This is a genomic window from Rhizobium grahamii CCGE 502, assembly GCF_000298315.2.
GTDB classification, from domain to species: domain Bacteria; phylum Pseudomonadota; class Alphaproteobacteria; order Rhizobiales; family Rhizobiaceae; genus Rhizobium; species Rhizobium grahamii.
Genome location: NZ_AEYE02000035.1, coordinates 440093 through 455855 on the forward strand (window position 1 = coordinate 440093; position 15763 = coordinate 455855).

A 15763-nucleotide genomic window follows, 5' to 3' on the forward strand; every position below is an offset into this window, starting at 1 on the left:
ACCCTTGACGTTTGCCCGTCAAACCTCTGAATTGAAAGGCCATCCGGTGGAGGAGAAGACCCTGCACAGCAACGACCCGTTACCCGGATCCGACGAGATGTCGGGTCGCATCTACGGTCAGGGCCTGGCCGAAAGCAGTCTGGGACAGCCAAGCACGTGGCCCCACTGTCTGAAGTCGGCCGTAGACCTCATGTTGGCGGCCAAGGCGCAGATCGTTCTGTTCTGGGGTGAGGAATTCATCGCCCTCTACAATGACGCCTATGCGCCAACCATCGGAACCAAGCATCCTCGCGCTCTTGGCCGGCCCGCTCGCGAAAACTGGGGAGAGTTGTGGAGCGATCTTGAGCCTCTCTTGCGCCGCGTCCTCGATTTCGGGGAAACGGTCGTTGCCAGGGACCGACCCTTTTACATTGAGCGTCACGGCTATCCCGAGACCGTCCACTTCGATATTTCCTACTCGCCGATACGCGATGAAACAGGAAAGGTCCGCGGCGTATTCTGTATAGTGAACGAGACCACCGAGCGCGTCAGGTCTGAAGCCGCATTGCGCGACAGCGAGGAGCGATTTCGCGCCATATTCACGCAGACGGCGGCCGGGATCGGCCAATCCGATCTCGCTGGCAGGCTGCATCTCGTAAACCGACGCTTCTGCGAAATCGTCGGTTATTCGGAAGCAGAGCTCCTGAAGATGCGGGTACAGGACATAACGTTCCCGAACGATCTCGATGACTATGTGCATTCGTTCAGGCGCATGCTGGAAACCGGCCAGAGCTTCGATATCGAGAAACGGTACGTACGCAAGGATGGAAGTCTTGTCTGGGTCGCGAATTCGGTCTCGTCCCTTCGCAACGAGCACGGGAACATAAGGCAGGCCGTCGCCGTTGTCGTCGACATCACTGAACGCAAGCGCGCCCAGGAGGTGGAACGTCGTCTTGCGGCGATCATCGCCTCTTCCAACGACGCTATTCTCGGCACCGACCTCAACATGCGCATCACGAGTTGGAACAGTGGCGCGGAAAAGCTTTACGGCTACTCGGCGGACGAAGCGATCGGACGTTCGGTGATGATCCTTGTTCCGGACGACAGGATTGAAGAAGAGCCTGCCATCATCAGGCAGGTCAGCGCCGGCCTGAGGGTCGATCCCTACGAAACAAAGCGCCGGCGCAGCGATGGCAAGCTGGTCGATGTCCTGCTCAGCGTTTCCCCGATTTTTGACGCCTATGGCAGGACGATAGGTGCCTCGAAAATTGCCCACGACATTAGTGCCCGTAAGGAGGCAGAACGACTTCAGACCGTTCTTGTTGGAGAGCTCAATCATCGCGTCAAGAATGTGCTTGCAACTGTCATGGCCATCGCTCGACAAACCCTTGGGCGTGAGACAGCGAACCGCGCAGGGGTGGATGCATTCGAGGCCAGGATCGCCCTGATGTCGAGGGCCCATGACCTTCTCATGCACGGAAACTGGGAACAGGCCGAGCTGGAATCGGTCGTGAAGGAGGCTCTGTCTCCCTATGCGCGCGAAAGGTTTTCGATATCGGGGCCCAGCATTCGCCTTGTCCCACGGGCAGTAGTGTCGATCTCGCTCGCGTTGCACGAACTGGCCACGAATGCGGCAAAGTATGGGGCCCTGTCCGTGCCGGAGGGGCAGATTTCCGTTCACTGGTCAATCGCGAATGACGACCCGCAACAACTCACCCTGCGATGGCAGGAAACGGGCGGGCCAAAGGTCAATGAACCGGCACGAAAGGGATTCGGCTCCCGCCTGATCGAGAACTTGCTTGCCGCCGAGCTCAAGGGCGACGTGACTATCACCTATGATCCGGCAGGCGTCATATGCGAAGTCAATGCCGTGATTGATGACGGGTGGGATCGCGAGCGCTCGTTCCAACCGCAGCAATAGCGGAAGAGAAGGGCGCTCGTGCGGACCTTCCGTAATCGACCCGGCCGGCCCCTCTTCTCGTCCCCCGGCCCTATTTTACGAGAAGGGGTGCCTTTCCGCGAACACGTTCGTAGAGGTCGATGACATCCTGGTTGAACATCCGAACGCAGCCAGATGACGCATTCTTTCCGATCGTTTGCCACTCCGGAGAGCCATGGATACGGTAGAGCGTGTCCGTGCCGTCCTGGAAGATGTAGAGCGCGCGCGCGCCGAGAGGATTTGTCAGGCCGGGTTGCATGCCCCCCTTCCACTGCGCGAGTTTTGGATTTCGGGCAATCATGGAAGGCGTGGGCGTCCAGGTCGGGAACTTTCTCTTCCACTGGATGATCGCTCGCCCTTTCCAGGCACGTCCCTGCGCACCCAGGCTTACCCCGTAGCGGATCGCACGTCCGTCCTTGAGAACGAGGTAGAGGAATTTCTTCTCGGTCTCGACAATGATAGTGCCCGGCGGCTCATCCGTTGGGTAGTCCACCTCCTGGCGCAGATAGTCGGGAGGAACAGCTGCGTGGTCGATCGCCGGCCAGCGGAATTCCTGATCGTCCACTTCTGCATACGCGATTGAATAGTCCGGCTTTTCCGTAGGTCGATCGATCGGCATGGCGGAGGGCTGAAGCGCAGGCTGGGGCTCTGGGACAGGTGCTTCGGTCGAGGCAGCATTGACGGACACGACCAGGCGGTCTGATGGAATTTGCGTACAAGCTGCAAGAAGAGAGGCGCCAGCCGCCATCAGGAGCGGTCGGATCAAGGATGTGGCATGCAATTTCAGAAGTTCCGATTCGAGTTTGGACAGGGCGAGACAGTCCTACTCGCCGACACCATGGCTGAAATGTGAAACGAGCGTGCACAATCGCGCGAACGACGCTGCTCTGCCAGCTACTGTTTCCGGAGAGCAACAACCGCTCCGGAACACCGGCTCGACGCGAGCAGAAGTCCCCTTTCGAAGCCGAATTTGAAGGAGGCAGAAACGCACTGGCAGTGATCGAGCATCCGCTGCCAGCATTGATGTCATCAAGTGGCCTGCTTCATTTTGACGGGGCTTTGTAGGCAGATGCGATTTTGCCCGCCTTTACTTGGGCGGCCTTGAATTCGGCACCCGTATATGCTCGCACGGTTTTGATATTCGAAACTGCTCCCGATGCGCCGATGACGAGGAGTGCGGGGATCAAGTCAACACCGTCAGGAAATTCGGCGACTACCATCCAGTCAGTTTCGCCGGTCGTGACGTAGAAAGAATGCTGTTTGCCCCCCGCTGCTTCCATGATGGCGCGCGCCGCCGCTTCCCGGTCCGATGGATCTGCAATCATTCCCTTCGCTGCCGTCGCTGAATAGCACCCTGTAATTATGAACAGTGGCATAGGATATCCTCCCTCAACAACCGGGCAGACCGGGCGACCTGCCCGTACTCAATATCTCACACCCAGGCGTTTGCCGCGACAGATAAACCGGAGTAAAGGCCGGCAGCGTAGCTCGCCGTGTCGATCAAGAAGCCCCGCGCCGCGCCCACCTCCGTCGAAACCACGATGCCGACATATCGGCGAAATCGCCGAAGGCCGTGCCAGGTGACTGAGACAAAGGAGGCTGTTCAGGTCACGCTGTGATCTCGAAGCCATCGGGAAGACTCTCGGGCCAGGTCGTTTCGACATTGACGGCATCGACCGAAGCCCCGGGTGGCCCCTTCCAGAAATCCTTCAACATGCTCGAAACGGCGGATTCCTCACCGGCGATAAGGGCCATGACAGAACCGTCGTCCTCGTTGCGTACCCACCCCTTCAACCCCAATCGGCGTGCCCGCATCCGCGTCCAGACGCGAAAGCTGACACCCTGGACGCGTCCGGATATTCGCACTTTGACCACTTTCGAATCGGTATCCATGCTAGCCTCCCGTCCACCTACCTGAAGACAATATGGCGCCGCCGACCAGGAATTCAGGGTGTAACGCCCGAACAGCTCCCGGTGCCGTTAATCATCAATCGACATGGCACAAATTTAAACTCCTGGATGGCTGCGAGTTGCTGGTGAAAATCAAAATTGGCTCTATATTCATAAGTGCTTCAACGTGAAGGGATCTCGATCATGCGCAGGCTTATCGCAGTGACTTCAGTGCTCCTCCTCGGTTTTGCTGGTTCGGCCTTCGCACAAGCGAGCATGGGCATGGACAGCAGCGGCCGTTTTGACGGTTCTCCGCCATTAGGAACATCTCCCGACACAGAGGGAACGGGGGGCGGAGGTCTTTCAATTCCGATCGATTTCGGCACGACCACCATCTATTCAGACCAGATCAATTGGACCATTTGCCCAGGCGGCCAGCGCGTGCGAGCGCAGCCGGGGACCCCTGCAGCCAGCCAGGCTTGCCGCGATATCCAGTAAGCAGTGCCGCACCTGTCCGGCGACCTGAGATTCGGTTCGCGGGACCGCCTTGTTGTGCTAGGGAGGGCACGCAAAGCGAGGTAGGACAGACATGCTTCCCTGGATTCAACTTGACTCGGCGCCCATCCCCGGAGAAAGCGGCGAATTGCGGCTCAAGCGACGCGGCAGCGAGTTTTCGATCATGCTCGGCTCAAACGAGCTGATGAACAACCGCCTCAGCGGCTCTGAAGAAGCGCTCGCAACTCTTACCTACGAGAAGATCAGGAAACATCCGCGCCCGACCATCCTAATCGGCGGCCTCGGAATGGGGTTCACACTCCGCGCCGCCCTTTCGGTTTTGCCCGAAAGCGCGTCGGTCATCGTTGCCGAACTTGTGCCGGCGGTCGTCAACTGGGCACGCGGCGCGATGTCAGAGGTCTTTCAGGGCTGCCTGGATGATCCAAGGGTCACCATTCATCAAGGCGATGTTGGCGAACTGCTACGGGGGCGTAAAGATGCGTTCGATGCCATCCTGCTTGACGTGGACAACGGGCCTGACGGATTGACGCGCCGTTCCAATGATCGCCTTTACGATGCTGCCGGACTGCGCGCGGCAAAAACTGCCCTTCTGCCTGACGGGGTCCTCGCGGTGTGGTCATCCGGGCCTGACGCCGGGTTCACCCGGCGGCTTTGCGACTGCGGTTTCGCCGTCGAGGCAGTCAACACGCGTGCCAATGGCAAGCGAGGAGGCGCGCGTCACGTCATCTGGCTAGCAGTCAAGTAGTCAGCTCGAAGCGTGAATTCGTCTTGCGGCTGCAATGGCGCTTGCCGCGCCTGAGCGCAGTTGCTGCGTGTCGGCGCCAGCAATGACGAAATCGAAGCCCATTTTCAACAGCTCACCTGCCCGCTCGCCGTTGCTGCCAAAAACGCAGGCGAACTTGTTATGAGCGCGGCATCGAGCGACCAAGTGCTTCAGGACGCCGTCGACCTCCGGCGTATCCGGCGCCACCGTCGCGCCTTGCGAGAGTGCGATCGACAGGTCCGATGGCCCGACGAAAATACCGTCGATGCCGTCAACGCGCATGATTTCGTCCGCGGCATCAAGCGCGGCGCGCGTTTCAATCATGGCGATGGCGACGGTCGCATCGTTCGCGGTCGTCAGATATTCGGCTGCGGGAAGTCCCGTATGGTTAAGGGCCAGCGTCGGTCCCCAGCTACGCTCTCCTACCGGCGGATACTTGGTGGCCTTCGCGAAGGCGACTGCATCCGATGCCGAGTTGATCATTGGTGCAATGATGCCCGAGGCGCCCGCATCAAGGAGGCGGGAGGCCGCAGCAAAATCGCCGACTGGAATTCGCGCGAGGACGGGCTTTCCGGCAAGTCTTCCCTGACCGATTCCGACGGCAGCCGATCCCAGATCCCAGACGCCGTGCTGCATATCCAGCACGACGGCGTCGAATGCCTCCTGCGCCAGATGATTGACGAATAGTGGATCGGGAATACCAATCCACGCAGAAATCAATCCGCCTTCACTGCTTCTGATCCGCTGTGCGAAGCTGTCGATCGTCCCGCCGCTCATTCCATGCTCCTTTTGCGGGTCAGCCGACCGCGCGCTGCCTGTCAAGTTGGAATTCCTCGATAAACGCCTTTTCACGCCGGATACCATCCCACTCATCGGCGTAGAACGTTGAATCGTAAATCAACGTAAATGGTCCGTCGTAGCCTGCCGTCCGACACGATTCCAAAGCCTTGCGATAATCATCACCATCGAGGCCGGACGAACTGAAATTGGCCTTGGCGTGGCATAGTTCTGCCCGTCGCATGATATCGCAAAGTCCCTCGTATTTGTCGGGCGCTGCCCAGTTGCCGAGGTCGCCGTTAAGGCCCACCTTGCCTTCCAGCGTATCAAGCAGCCAGTTCGTTTCCGTCGGGGACGGCAAGAGATCGAACCAGTTCTCAGTGACGATGCGAACCCCGCTATTGTCGGCCTGTCTTGCAAGCCAGCCCAGATGACCGGCCGAACGCTCCAGATTTTCCCGTACTGGCGCCTGCTTGCCGGCGATCACCCGCATGTTCCTGGCGCCAAGCGCCTCTGCGATCTCGAGCCAGCCGGCAATCCATTCGATGTCGCGTTTGGCAGTTGCCCGATGGCTCGGATCCCCATCCTCGACAAGAAGCGTCTGCAGCACGATATCCGCATCCTGGAGCGCCGCCCGCAGTTCTAGGAGATAACCCCGATCCAGGCTTGGCAGATGAAACGAACAGATCTCGAGCCGTCCGATACGGTTGCTCGCAAGCTGCCGCGGGATCTCGATGAGCGATGAACGCCCCGGTCCGTACGGCTCCTTGCTGTCCGAGCTCTGGTCTGGATCCGGGCCATAGGGATAGACGGCCCCCAACAACCGATGGAGCGACCACGTCGAAACTGCAAAGTGTCCATTTTCTAGCATGCCTTCAGTCATGATCTCTCCCAACACCGATTGTTCATTTCAAGTCCCCGCGCACAACCTCTTCCGCTCCAAGCGCCGCGCCAAGGACCGCTTCATCCCGCCCTGCCACCGCAGAGAGCAGGAGACCAACTGGCATATTGGCTTCACCAGTCCCGCAGGGAACCGATACACCGCACCAATCGAGGAAATTGCCGAGCATCGTGTTACGCAAGGTCTGACCGTTGGTTGCAAAGAAAAGCTCATCGTCGGCTTCGAGTGGCGCAATTGGCGGTGCGACATGGGCAACCGATGGAAAGGCGACGAGGCTGTCTCCGACGAGGCGTTCGACATCGACAATCAGCCGCTGCCGCGCATCCAGGATTGCAAGATAATCCGAGAGCGTAGTTTTCTCCCCGAGCCTGGTACGCAAGACGACACGTCGATCCATGTCGTCGGCGGCCGACCCGGTCAGCAGTTCGCGGTGAAGCGCATAGGCCTCGGCCGTTACGAGGGCGCCATACCGGCTCATGAGTCCCAATATGCTGTCGAAGGCCGGTATTGTGATCCGAGTGATCGATGCGCCCAACCCGGAAAGCCGGTCAAGCGCCGCCTCGAAGGATGCGATAACTCCGGGTTGAGCACCATCGAAGACGACGTTTTCTGGCACGACAATCTCAAGCCCCTCGACCGGGCGAGCCGGTAGCGACGGAAAGGGCGCCCCGCGCAAAGCCGCGTCAATCCACACGGCGTCCTTTACGGTCCTGCACAGCGGGCCAAGAGAATCCAGACTTTTCGCCAGTGGGTAGACGCCATCCATGGGGTAACGACCGCGTGTCGCCTTGTAGCCAACGATGCCGTTGAACGCGGCAGGAATGCGCACCGATCCCCCGGTGTCCGTGCCCATGGCGACCGGCACAAGCCCGGCCGCCACCGCGACGCCGGACCCTGATGACGATCCGCCGGGGATGCGCGGCACGTCAACACTTGCCGGGTTTCCGGGCGTGCCGAAATGCGGATTGAGCCCAAGGCCCGAAAAAGCGAACTCGCTCATCGCGGTGCAGCCGATCGAAATCATCCCCGCCTGTTTCAGCGCTGCCACGACTGCCGCGTCGGCTTCGGCCGCCGGGCCGGTCGCGAGAACGGTAGAGCCCGCGGTCGTCGTCCGACCCTTAATATCGAATAGGTCTTTCCAGGCGATGGGTATGCCGTCCAGCATTCCTCGCGAGCGGCCCTCCCTCAGCCGTTTGGACGACAGCATGGCCTCCTCGAGCGCACGATCCCTCAGGATTGCCGTGAAGACCGCCCGATCCGCATAGGCATCAATACCCTCGAGCACGGCTTGTGTTACCTCGATCGGGTCAACGGCTGCCGTTTGAATAAGACTGGAAAGCTGCGCGACGGACATCGCGCCAAATGAGTTTGCCATGGGCCTATCCGCAATCTGATTGTCCTGCAGACCTAAACCGAATTTTGTCGATGAGCCAAGCCCTTAAAGTCAGATCAAACCGATTGGTTCGATTTTATGAACACTGCGTTTGTGTATCCGCTCTTCAAACCGACGTCAGAAAATAACAAATGCGTTTCGCGTGCTGTCTGCCGGCAAAGGACGATCATATGCCGATGCACGCTTCAGTGTAGGAGTTAACAAAATGCAAGATGGTGAGACTTGGCACACGACGCGCGGCGACGTGGTGCATCATCATACAACGGAAGACGAGTTGAACGGCATGGGTGAACGCGAATATGGCGAACGAGTGAACGCGCATAGACCTTCCATATCGGACCGCGTGATTGTCCTTGCAGCCTTCGTGCTCCTGGGTGCCGCGGGATTGACGGTGCATTTTACGGCGCCAATGGCATCCCTCGACCCGGCAACGGTCGGATCAATCTCGGATACGCTTCCATCGGTGGACTACTGCCGTGAGCACAGCCCATACCCCGACAGGTCCTGCTAGCGGCAGGTCACGGTCCGAACATGGACAAGCTCTCCTTGCGGCATAGTTATGCGCAAAGGGAGGACCGTCGATGTCAGGTGAGATCGATTACAATCTTGATCGCTTCGTGGACGCACAGAATGGTGTCTACGAGCGAGCGCTTTCCGAATTGAGGGCCGGGCGCAAGCGATCACATTGGATGTGGTTCATCTTTCCCCAAATTGCCGGACTGGGCACATCCGCGATGGCCGAAAAATATGCGATCCGGTCCGCCGAAGAGGCCGCCGCCTATCTCGCAGATCCAGTGCTTGGCAGTCGCTTACGGCGCTGCGTCGATGCCATCCTCGGCATCGACGGCTTGTCCGCCCGCGAGGTGTTTGGATCCCCCGACGATCTCAAGCTTCGCTCATCGATGACGCTGTTCGCAGCGATCAGCGACCATGGCTCACCCTTTCACCAGGTCATTGACCGATTCTATCTCGGAGAGTTCGACGAGAGGACTATACAGCTGCTTGACGCGGGCAATTAATAACGAGCGTTCGAGTGCTCCAGGGTGTCGATCTCTTTGGAGACTTCGCTGAGCCGCTCTCGCAACTCGCGATCCGTGCCGTCATCAATTTCCTCGTCGCCGAAGCAGCTGCGCGCATCATACAGCTCAAGCTTGGCTTCGAGCTCAGCTCGCTTTTCGTACAGACGGTGAAGGTAGGTGTAATTCATACCAATTCTTCCCACGTCGTGAATAACGAGCGTAACGAAAGATGGTTCCCGCCTGGGCGGGCCGCGTTCACACAAAGGCGGTCATGGCAGCGTTGCAGGCCTTGGAGAAGTGATTGCAGCATGTGGCGTTGCCCATTGCCTGACGCGTCACGCGAGCCCCCTCCAGAAGTAGCGTAAGCGTGTCGGCCAGAAGCGTCGGTTCGCGCGCACCGGCTGCAAGGCAGAGCGCTTCGAGCCTGTCACGCTGTTCAGCCTTATGCCGCTCGATCACACCATAGGCCGGATGCCCCTCACCCTTGAGTTCGATGGCCGCATTGGCGAGATCGCAGCCGACGTGCTTGCCGCAGAGACTCTCGGTGCGTGCTTCAACCCACGCCCTCAGCTGGCTCTTTGGGTCCCCAGGATGGGCCGTCTCGAGGTCGCGCCAGATCGCCTCGGCCTTCTCCGAAGCGCGGCGCAGCGTCTCGCAGACGAGTTCGTCCTTGGAGCCGAAATGGCGATAGAGTGTCATCTTGTTGGTTGAAGCCGCGTCTGCAATCGCATCCACCCCGATCCCGCGGATGCCGTGCTCCCGAAACAGCTGTGTGGCGGTGGATACAATACGCTCGCGTGGCGGGAGTTTCTGGTCGTTGGCAGGAAATTGAAGAGCCAATGATTCAGCTTTTTTTGCGGACAAGGTCCTTGACATCCATGTGACCGATCGGTAACAAATGCATTGTTACTTACCGGTAACACTACTCTTGGCCGAAGTCAACGAGGCTGCATGCCGCAGCACATGGCGCCGCCGGAGTGGAACACGGGCTACCGCCCACGAAAGGAGGCAAACCATGAGCAAGACCAGAGAAGAATTGACGATTTCCGAAGCCCTTCGCGACCCCCTGATCGCCATGGTGCTCCGCGCCGACGGTGTAAAACTTGACGATTTCAAAAGTCTCCTCGAGACAGCGGCCAGGACGCGCGAACAGCGGACCTCACCCGTGGGCAATTTTCTGAAGTCGATTTCGAGTGATCCGGCTGCCATGTGCAGCTATTGCTGATGTTTTCCGGGCGGTTCCCTGCCCTTGGGAGGGTCGCCGTTGACCAACGGCGGCCCTTTCCGTTTGAACCGCTCTCTCAGAGCAACTCATATTTCAGGTTGTCGAGATAGACGGGGTCCGCCACGGCATCGATGGCGGCAATCTTTTCTCCCTCGAACGTCAACAGCAGGACGACGCGAAGTTGTCCGCCGACCACAACAACGAAACCGAATTCTCCATCGATTTTTGCCGGTTGTGCTGCCTGAGCCCGACCCTTAAAGGTCTCTGCAACCGCATCGGCGCCGCGAAGTTCGCGTACAGAAGGGTTGTACCGCATCGCCGCAACGTCAGGGGTGAAGACCACCTGCGGATCGAGGACCGACAGAAGTGCCTTAATGTCGCCGAGCCGCGAGGCCGCAAGGAACGCACTGATGATCTGCATCTTGCGCGTGGCGTCCGCCTCTGCCACGTCCGTCTTGCCCTGAACCCGACGGCGGGCGCGACTTGCAAGCTGTCGCGTTGCCGCAGGTGACCGGTTAAGGATTGGCGCAATGTCATCGAACGGCAGATCAAACATATCATGCAGCACGAAGGCGACGCGCTCGGCAGGCGCCAGTGTTTCGAGGATCACCAGTAGCGCCAGGCCTACGGAGTCGGCAAAGGCCGCCTCCCGCTCTGGATCCACCGACTTGGACGTGTCTGCGATGCGTCCGTGCACGGGCAGGTCAAACGGCTCCTCACGCCTCGCCTTTCTGGAACGCAGCATGTCCAGGCAGATGCGCGCCACGACGGTCGTCAGCCAACCGCTGATGTTGCCGATAGCAGTTACATCAGTACGACCGAGCCGAAGCCAAGCCTCCTGAACCGCGTCGTCGGCCTCCGCGCGGGAGCTGAGCATGCGGAATGCAACGGCGCTGAGGTGCGCCCTGTTCGCTTCGAATTCTTCAGCCAGCCAATTTTCTTGCGTCATTGTCACATTCCTCCAACCTGTTCCGTCAACGTCATGACGAACCAAACCCGGCCGATGTGACAAGCACGGCCGGCGACGTCATTTCGAAAACATATCAAGGAGAAGCATGATGCAAGCAAGAATGGGAAATCCGGCCGTCGTTGTTCCTGACGCGATGCAAGCGCTGCAGGCGCTGGCAACGATACCTGCCAAATCAGGTCTGTCGCCAATCCTGCTGGAACTTGTCAATATGCGCGCCAGCCAAATCAACGGCTGCAGCGTTTGCATTGACGGACATCCACGCATCGCCAAGAAGGCGGGCGAAACCGATGAGCGACTGTTCGCCGTCAGTGCCTGGCGCGATACGCCTTATTTCACTCCGGCCGAGCGGGCTGCCCTTGCGCTGACGGAAGCGGTTACCCGCATCAGCGATCGGGCCGACCCGGTACCCGATGACATCTGGGATGAAGCCACGCGACATTTCGATGGCAAGAGCCTGGCAGCGCTCGTCATCGCCATCGCCAACATCAACGTCTGGAACCGGTTGAACATTGCCACCCGGCAGATCGCCGGCGAATGGAAACCTTGAATTGAAGAGGGCCGCTGTCGCGCCGACAGCGGCCCTAGCAACGCTCATGGAGGCCAGGGATCAGATAATGCCGCCACCCCCGGCAACCGATGCAGGCCGTTCCGTTGCAACCTTCTTGCGATAGCCACTAGCACGGTAGGTCGCGACCGGATCGATCGCTCCACCAGCACGCCGGCGTGCCTCTGAAAGGATCGGCTCGACATCGGTGCGATAGGCGCGTTTCAGGGTTTCCGTCGCCATCAGCGCGTCGTTTTCATTCTGGTACCCGGAGAGCGCCTCACGGTCGACAAGCAGCGCCTGGGCATAGGCCCGACGGATTTCGTTGGCACTGTTGATCAGGCTTTCGATCGGATCCGTGACATTGTGTGACTGGTCGATCATGTGTGCTGGATTGAAGTCATTGACGCCGCGCTGTTCTGCCTCGACCAGTTCATTGAACACAAGGAAAAGGCGGTAAGGCTCGATCGCACCGGCATCCAGATCGTCGTCTCCATATTTGGAGTCGTTAAAATGGAAGCCGCCGAGTTTGCCGAACTGGATGAGGCGGGCGACGATCATCTCGATGTTGGTATTCGGGGCATGGTGACCAAGATCGACGAGGCATTGAGCCTTCGGACCGAGCGTCTGGGCGATCAGGTAGTTGGTACCCCAGTCCTGCACCACCGTCGAATAGAAAGCTGGCTCATACATCTTGTGCTCGGAAAAGAGCTTCCAATCGTCCGGAAGCGCCTTGTAGATGTCAGCCATCGACGCAAGGTAGCGTTCGAATGCTTTCGTGAAGTTGCTCTGGCCAGGGAAATTCGAACCATCGCCGATCCAGACGGTCAGTGCCTTGGAACCGATCGCCTTTCCGATCTCTATACATTCGATGTTGTGATCGACAGCCTGCGCACGCGTCGCCGCATCCGTGTGGCTCAGTGAGCCAAATTTATAGGAATGTGCCTGGCCGGGTGCATCTGAGAAGGTGTTGGAGTTCATTGCGTCGAAACCAAGGCCCAGCGCATCGCCCTTCGCCTTCAGTTCCTTCGCGTCTGCCTTGTCCCACGGGATATGAAGGGAGACGCTTGGTGTCGCGCGCGTCAGCTCGTTGATGACGGAGCAATCATCGAGCTTGTCGAAGATGCCCCGCGGTTCGCCGCTTCCCGGAAAGCGGGCAAACCGTGTACCACCGGTACCGACGCCCCAGGACGGAACGGCGACAAAGAACTCGGACACACCTCGTGTTATGGTTTCAATGTCGATGCCGCGCCGCGCCAAGTTGGCGCCGAGAGCTTTGTAGTCGGATTGGAGCGCTGCACCACGCTTGTCATTTTCCCGCGCGATCAGGTCCTGCGCGATTCTGGTTTCGGCCATAATTTCCTCCCTTGCCGCAACGAACCACGGCTCCTGTCCACGTTCTCATGCGTGGAATGCTTCATCGTGAACGAAGCGGCAGTGGACAACATACGAATACTTCTTCCTATCATCCTGCCGCCTCTCTTTTCTGCAGGTCGGTTTCGGCCTGCACTCTGGCTCGATGTTTTGCTGACGCTTTGCGGCTACATTCCGGAGGATCATCCATGCAACATGGATGAGCCTCCGGAGATGTCAGCGCGGGAAACTCTGCGCATTGCCGGCATCAACGTTGATGATGTTGCCGGTTGACTTTGCCGAAAGATCGGATGCCAGGAAGTAGATCGCTTCCGCGATGTCCTCTGGAAAGACATTCAGCTTCAACATCGAACGCTTGCGGTAGTGTTCCTCCAGTTCGCCGATTTCGATCCTGGAGGAGGCCGCGCGCTGTTCGCGCCACTCTCCGCTCCAGATCTTCGAGCCGCGAAGCACCGCATCCGGATTGACGGTATTGACGCGAATGCCAGCCTCTGCGCCCTCGAGCGCCAGGCAACGGGCAAGATGGATCTCGGCTGCCTTTGCCGTGCAGTAGGCAGCCGCATTCGGCGAGGAAGCAAGGCCGTTCTTCGACGCGACAAAGACGACGTTGCCCCCGAGGTTCTGCCTGCGGAAGAGACGGAAGGCTTCCCGCGACACAAGGAAGTACCCGGTCGAAAGAATGTCCATGTTCTTGTTCCACATCGAGAGCTCCGTGCTTTCGATTGGCGCTGACGAAGCAATACCCGCGTTCGACACGAGGATATCGATCCCACCGAATTCGACGCAGGCTTCGGCGAATGACGAAATCACCGCATCTTCGCTGGTCACGTCGAGCTTCATGCTGCGGACGGCATCGCCACCAAATTGCCTCGAAAAATCTGCCCGCGTGTTTTCGAGCGCATCCTGATCGATGTCGGCCAGTACGACGCAGGCACCCTCCCCAATCAATCGGGTGGCAGTCGCTCGACCGATGCCACCGGCGCCGCCGGTCACGAAAGCAACCTTCCCGGCAAGGCTCTTCGGCTTTGGCATGCGCTGAAGCTTGGCCTCTTCGAGCAGCCAGTATTCAATGTCGAATGCTTCCTGCTCGGGCAGGCCCTGGTATTCTGAAACGGTCGATGCCCCCCGCATGACATTGATGGCATTGACGTAGAATTCGCTGGCAATGCGGGCGGTCGCCTTGTCCCGTGCGAATGACAGCATTCCGACCCCGGGAAGAAGGAATATGACGGGATTCGCGTCCCGCATGGCGGGCGAATTGTCGTGCTTGCAGTCATTGTAGTAACGGGCGTAGTCGGCGCGATAGTCCTCGAGCGCCTCGTCGAGGCCAGAAACGACAGCATCGATATCCGGATTTGCCGGATCGAACGCGACGATCAACGGACGGATCTTGGTTCGCAGGAAGTGATCCGGGCAACTGGTACCAAGAGCCCCGAGCGGTTGCAGGTTCCTGGAGTTTACGAATTCCAGGACAGCATCCTGGTCATCGAAGTGACCAAGCTTGCGCTCCGCCTGGCCAATTCGGCCGCGGATTTCGGGCATCAGGCGCGCGGCGATGGCGCGACGCTGTTCGACCGGCAGGCTCGCGGTCGCTGCACCACCAAAGATCGTCTTGCCCTCGGTCTTCTCGGCAAACCAAGCGATCGCCTTGTTGATGATGTCCAGCGTCAGCTCGTAGCAAGCCTTTGCGTCGTTGGCCCATGTGAAGAGGCCATGGCTTTCGAGGACCACGCCCCTTGCGTTCGGGTTTGCCCGGACGAAGGCCTCGAGGTCGAGGCCAAGCTGGAACCCGGGGCGGCGCCATGGGAGCCAGCCGATGTCGTCACCGAAGATCTGCTTCGTCAATTCCCGGGAGTTCTTGGAGGCAGCAATCGCAATGATGGCGTCCGGATGCATGTGGTCGACATGTGTGAAGGGAACGAAACCATGCAATGGCGTGTCGATGGACGCGGCGCGGCCGTTGAGATTGTAGGTGCAGTGCGGAAGGAACCCGACCATGCGGTCTTCATCCGCGACGCCCTTGTAGATCCCTTTGAGCGAGTCGAGCTTGTCCTGGTAGAGCGTTGCAAAGCCGTCGAGCTTGATGGTGCCGACATCGCCGCCCGAGCCTTTGACCCAGAGGACCTTGACCTTCTCGCCAGTCAGCGGATCCGTCTCCGTCACCTTGGCAGAGGTATTGCCTCCCCCGTAGTTGGTGATGCGCTTGTCAGCGCCAAGCAAATTGGAGCGATACAGCAGCTTTCCAGGCTCATCGAGGCCTCCCGCATATGAATCGTCCCAACGGTTATCAAGAAGCCGGACGGTTGCCGCCATGTCATCCTCCCATATGAAATTTCGTGGATGCGCGAACGAACTCTGCGCTCCTTTGCGCCGACGATATCGCTCATCAAAGCTGGCATTGTCAATCGAAAACGATCAACTTCGATTATGTTGCAGCGCAATATGAACTTTTATGATCGTTTTTGATTGACAG

The 15763-nt window shown here is 59.0% G+C and carries 18 protein-coding genes and 1 pseudogene; 8 read left to right on the forward strand and 11 right to left on the reverse strand.

Going from position 1 to position 15763, the window contains the following annotated elements:
* Nucleotides 1-97 precede the first annotated feature (97 nt).
* Nucleotides 98-1900 carry a PAS domain S-box protein gene (locus RGCCGE502_RS29430; RefSeq protein ID WP_040675953.1) on the forward strand — a complete coding sequence of 601 codons (1803 nt, stop codon included), beginning with the start codon at nt 98-100 and terminating at the stop codon, nt 1898-1900.
* A gap of 70 nt (nt 1901-1970) precedes the next feature.
* On the opposite strand, the gene RGCCGE502_RS29435 is transcribed toward RGCCGE502_RS29430, so the two are convergent.
* From RGCCGE502_RS29435 to RGCCGE502_RS29445, 3 genes are all read right to left on the reverse strand, one after another.
* Nucleotides 1971-2699 carry a L,D-transpeptidase gene (locus RGCCGE502_RS29435; RefSeq protein ID WP_016557876.1) on the reverse strand — a complete coding sequence of 243 codons (729 nt, stop codon included), beginning with the start codon at nt 2697-2699 and terminating at the stop codon, nt 1971-1973.
* A 262-nt stretch (nt 2700-2961) separates the two neighbouring features.
* Nucleotides 2962-3294, reverse strand: a complete 333-nt coding sequence (locus tag RGCCGE502_RS29440; protein ID WP_016557877.1) for a GYD domain-containing protein — start codon at nt 3292-3294, stop codon at nt 2962-2964.
* 232 nt (nt 3295-3526) lie between these two features.
* On the reverse strand, nt 3527-3811 hold the full coding sequence (locus tag RGCCGE502_RS29445) for an acylphosphatase (protein WP_016557878.1): 285 nt from the start codon (nt 3809-3811) through the stop codon (nt 3527-3529).
* A gap of 201 nt (nt 3812-4012) precedes the next feature.
* Here RGCCGE502_RS29445 and RGCCGE502_RS37790 point away from each other — a divergent pair, with 201 nt between their 5' ends.
* Nucleotides 4013-4306: a hypothetical protein gene (locus RGCCGE502_RS37790; RefSeq protein ID WP_016557879.1), complete on the forward strand. Its 294-nt coding sequence runs from the start codon at nt 4013-4015 to the stop codon at nt 4304-4306.
* A gap of 91 nt (nt 4307-4397) precedes the next feature.
* Complete coding sequence (locus tag RGCCGE502_RS29455) at nt 4398-5069, forward strand: spermidine synthase (protein ID WP_016557880.1); 672 nt, start codon at nt 4398-4400, stop codon at nt 5067-5069.
* Here RGCCGE502_RS29455 and RGCCGE502_RS29460 read toward each other — a convergent pair whose 3' ends face one another.
* Genes RGCCGE502_RS29460 through RGCCGE502_RS29470 form a run of 3 tightly spaced genes read right to left on the reverse strand, consistent with a single transcriptional unit; the run spans nt 5070 to nt 8140 of the window.
* On the reverse strand, nt 5070-5864 hold the full coding sequence (locus RGCCGE502_RS29460) for an HpcH/HpaI aldolase family protein (protein ID WP_016557881.1): 795 nt from the start codon (nt 5862-5864) through the stop codon (nt 5070-5072). It lies immediately after the preceding gene.
* Between the two features lie 19 nt (nt 5865-5883).
* Nucleotides 5884-6747, reverse strand: a complete 864-nt coding sequence (locus RGCCGE502_RS29465; RefSeq protein WP_016557882.1) for a sugar phosphate isomerase/epimerase family protein — start codon at nt 6745-6747, stop codon at nt 5884-5886.
* 22 nt (nt 6748-6769) lie between these two features.
* Nucleotides 6770-8140 carry an amidase gene (locus RGCCGE502_RS29470; protein WP_016557883.1) on the reverse strand — a complete coding sequence of 457 codons (1371 nt, stop codon included), beginning with the start codon at nt 8138-8140 and terminating at the stop codon, nt 6770-6772.
* Between the two features lie 223 nt (nt 8141-8363).
* On the opposite strand from RGCCGE502_RS29470, the gene RGCCGE502_RS29475 reads away from it, so the two are divergent.
* Both RGCCGE502_RS29475 and RGCCGE502_RS29480 read left to right on the forward strand, forming a co-directional pair.
* The gene (locus tag RGCCGE502_RS29475) at nt 8364-8669 is read left to right on the forward strand and encodes a hypothetical protein (RefSeq protein ID WP_016557884.1); all 306 of its coding nucleotides are present in this window, start codon (nt 8364-8366) and stop codon (nt 8667-8669) included.
* 70 nt (nt 8670-8739) lie between these two features.
* Entirely contained in the window at nt 8740-9177 is a 438-nt protein-coding gene (locus RGCCGE502_RS29480) for a DUF1810 domain-containing protein (RefSeq protein ID WP_016557885.1), read from the forward strand.
* Here the strand turns inward: RGCCGE502_RS29480 and RGCCGE502_RS29485 are convergent.
* Both RGCCGE502_RS29485 and RGCCGE502_RS29490 read right to left on the reverse strand, forming a co-directional pair.
* Entirely contained in the window at nt 9174-9365 is a 192-nt protein-coding gene (locus RGCCGE502_RS29485) for a hypothetical protein (protein ID WP_016557886.1), read from the reverse strand. The genes RGCCGE502_RS29480 and RGCCGE502_RS29485 overlap by 4 nt on opposite strands.
* A 67-nt stretch (nt 9366-9432) precedes the next feature.
* Nucleotides 9433-10053, reverse strand: coding sequence for a TetR/AcrR family transcriptional regulator (locus tag RGCCGE502_RS29490; protein ID WP_040675859.1), 621 nt, complete (start codon nt 10051-10053; stop codon nt 9433-9435).
* Between the two features lie 139 nt (nt 10054-10192).
* On the opposite strand from RGCCGE502_RS29490, the gene RGCCGE502_RS29495 reads away from it, so the two are divergent.
* The gene (locus RGCCGE502_RS29495) at nt 10193-10402 is read left to right on the forward strand and encodes a hypothetical protein (protein ID WP_016557888.1); all 210 of its coding nucleotides are present in this window, start codon (nt 10193-10195) and stop codon (nt 10400-10402) included.
* A 76-nt stretch (nt 10403-10478) separates the two neighbouring features.
* On the opposite strand, the gene RGCCGE502_RS29500 is transcribed toward RGCCGE502_RS29495, so the two are convergent.
* A complete protein-coding gene (locus tag RGCCGE502_RS29500; protein ID WP_016557889.1) occupies nt 10479-11351 on the reverse strand; it encodes a sigma-70 family RNA polymerase sigma factor in 873 nt (290 codons plus the stop codon).
* A 109-nt stretch (nt 11352-11460) separates the two neighbouring features.
* On the opposite strand from RGCCGE502_RS29500, the gene RGCCGE502_RS29505 reads away from it, so the two are divergent.
* Nucleotides 11461-11919, forward strand: coding sequence for a carboxymuconolactone decarboxylase family protein (locus tag RGCCGE502_RS29505; protein ID WP_016557890.1), 459 nt, complete (start codon nt 11461-11463; stop codon nt 11917-11919).
* Between the two features lie 60 nt (nt 11920-11979).
* Here the strand turns inward: RGCCGE502_RS29505 and rhaI are convergent, their stop codons facing one another.
* Entirely contained in the window at nt 11980-13272 is a 1293-nt protein-coding gene (gene rhaI / locus RGCCGE502_RS29510) for an L-rhamnose catabolism isomerase (RefSeq protein ID WP_016557891.1), read from the reverse strand.
* An 81-nt stretch (nt 13273-13353) separates the two neighbouring features.
* Between rhaI and RGCCGE502_RS38355 the strand changes: the two are divergent.
* A pseudogene (locus RGCCGE502_RS38355) lies at nt 13354-13504 on the forward strand (YqaE/Pmp3 family membrane protein); the annotation flags it as partial.
* Between the two features lie 2 nt (nt 13505-13506).
* Here the strand turns inward: RGCCGE502_RS38355 and RGCCGE502_RS29515 are convergent.
* Entirely contained in the window at nt 13507-15603 is a 2097-nt protein-coding gene (locus RGCCGE502_RS29515) for a bifunctional rhamnulose-1-phosphate aldolase/short-chain dehydrogenase (protein WP_016557892.1), read from the reverse strand.
* Nucleotides 15604-15763: the final 160 nt, after the last annotated feature.

What these genes read in the sequence shown, in the direction of transcription:
- RGCCGE502_RS29430 (WP_040675953.1), top strand. Translation starts at nt 98, where the DNA reads ATGTCGGGTCGCATCTACGGTCAGGGCCTGGCCGAAAGCAGTCTGGGA.
- RGCCGE502_RS29440 (WP_016557877.1), bottom strand. Translation starts at nt 3,294, where the DNA reads ATGCCACTGTTCATAATTACAGGGTGCTATTCAGCGACGGCAGCGAAG.
- RGCCGE502_RS29445 (WP_016557878.1), bottom strand. Translation starts at nt 3,811, where the DNA reads ATGGATACCGATTCGAAAGTGGTCAAAGTGCGAATATCCGGACGCGTC.
- RGCCGE502_RS37790 (WP_016557879.1), top strand. Translation starts at nt 4,013, where the DNA reads ATGCGCAGGCTTATCGCAGTGACTTCAGTGCTCCTCCTCGGTTTTGCT.
- RGCCGE502_RS29455 (WP_016557880.1), top strand. Translation starts at nt 4,398, where the DNA reads ATGCTTCCCTGGATTCAACTTGACTCGGCGCCCATCCCCGGAGAAAGC.
- RGCCGE502_RS29460 (WP_016557881.1), bottom strand. Translation starts at nt 5,864, where the DNA reads ATGAGCGGCGGGACGATCGACAGCTTCGCACAGCGGATCAGAAGCAGT.
- RGCCGE502_RS29465 (WP_016557882.1), bottom strand. Translation starts at nt 6,747, where the DNA reads ATGACTGAAGGCATGCTAGAAAATGGACACTTTGCAGTTTCGACGTGG.
- RGCCGE502_RS29470 (WP_016557883.1), bottom strand. Translation starts at nt 8,140, where the DNA reads ATGGCAAACTCATTTGGCGCGATGTCCGTCGCGCAGCTTTCCAGTCTT.
- RGCCGE502_RS29475 (WP_016557884.1), top strand. Translation starts at nt 8,364, where the DNA reads ATGCAAGATGGTGAGACTTGGCACACGACGCGCGGCGACGTGGTGCAT.
- RGCCGE502_RS29480 (WP_016557885.1), top strand. Translation starts at nt 8,740, where the DNA reads ATGTCAGGTGAGATCGATTACAATCTTGATCGCTTCGTGGACGCACAG.
- RGCCGE502_RS29485 (WP_016557886.1), bottom strand. Translation starts at nt 9,365, where the DNA reads ATGAATTACACCTACCTTCACCGTCTGTACGAAAAGCGAGCTGAGCTC.
- RGCCGE502_RS29490 (WP_040675859.1), bottom strand. Translation starts at nt 10,053, where the DNA reads ATGTCAAGGACCTTGTCCGCAAAAAAAGCTGAATCATTGGCTCTTCAA.
- RGCCGE502_RS29495 (WP_016557888.1), top strand. Translation starts at nt 10,193, where the DNA reads ATGAGCAAGACCAGAGAAGAATTGACGATTTCCGAAGCCCTTCGCGAC.
- RGCCGE502_RS29500 (WP_016557889.1), bottom strand. Translation starts at nt 11,351, where the DNA reads ATGACGCAAGAAAATTGGCTGGCTGAAGAATTCGAAGCGAACAGGGCG.
- RGCCGE502_RS29505 (WP_016557890.1), top strand. Translation starts at nt 11,461, where the DNA reads ATGCAAGCAAGAATGGGAAATCCGGCCGTCGTTGTTCCTGACGCGATG.
- rhaI (WP_016557891.1), bottom strand. Translation starts at nt 13,272, where the DNA reads ATGGCCGAAACCAGAATCGCGCAGGACCTGATCGCGCGGGAAAATGAC.
- RGCCGE502_RS29515 (WP_016557892.1), bottom strand. Translation starts at nt 15,603, where the DNA reads ATGGCGGCAACCGTCCGGCTTCTTGATAACCGTTGGGACGATTCATAT.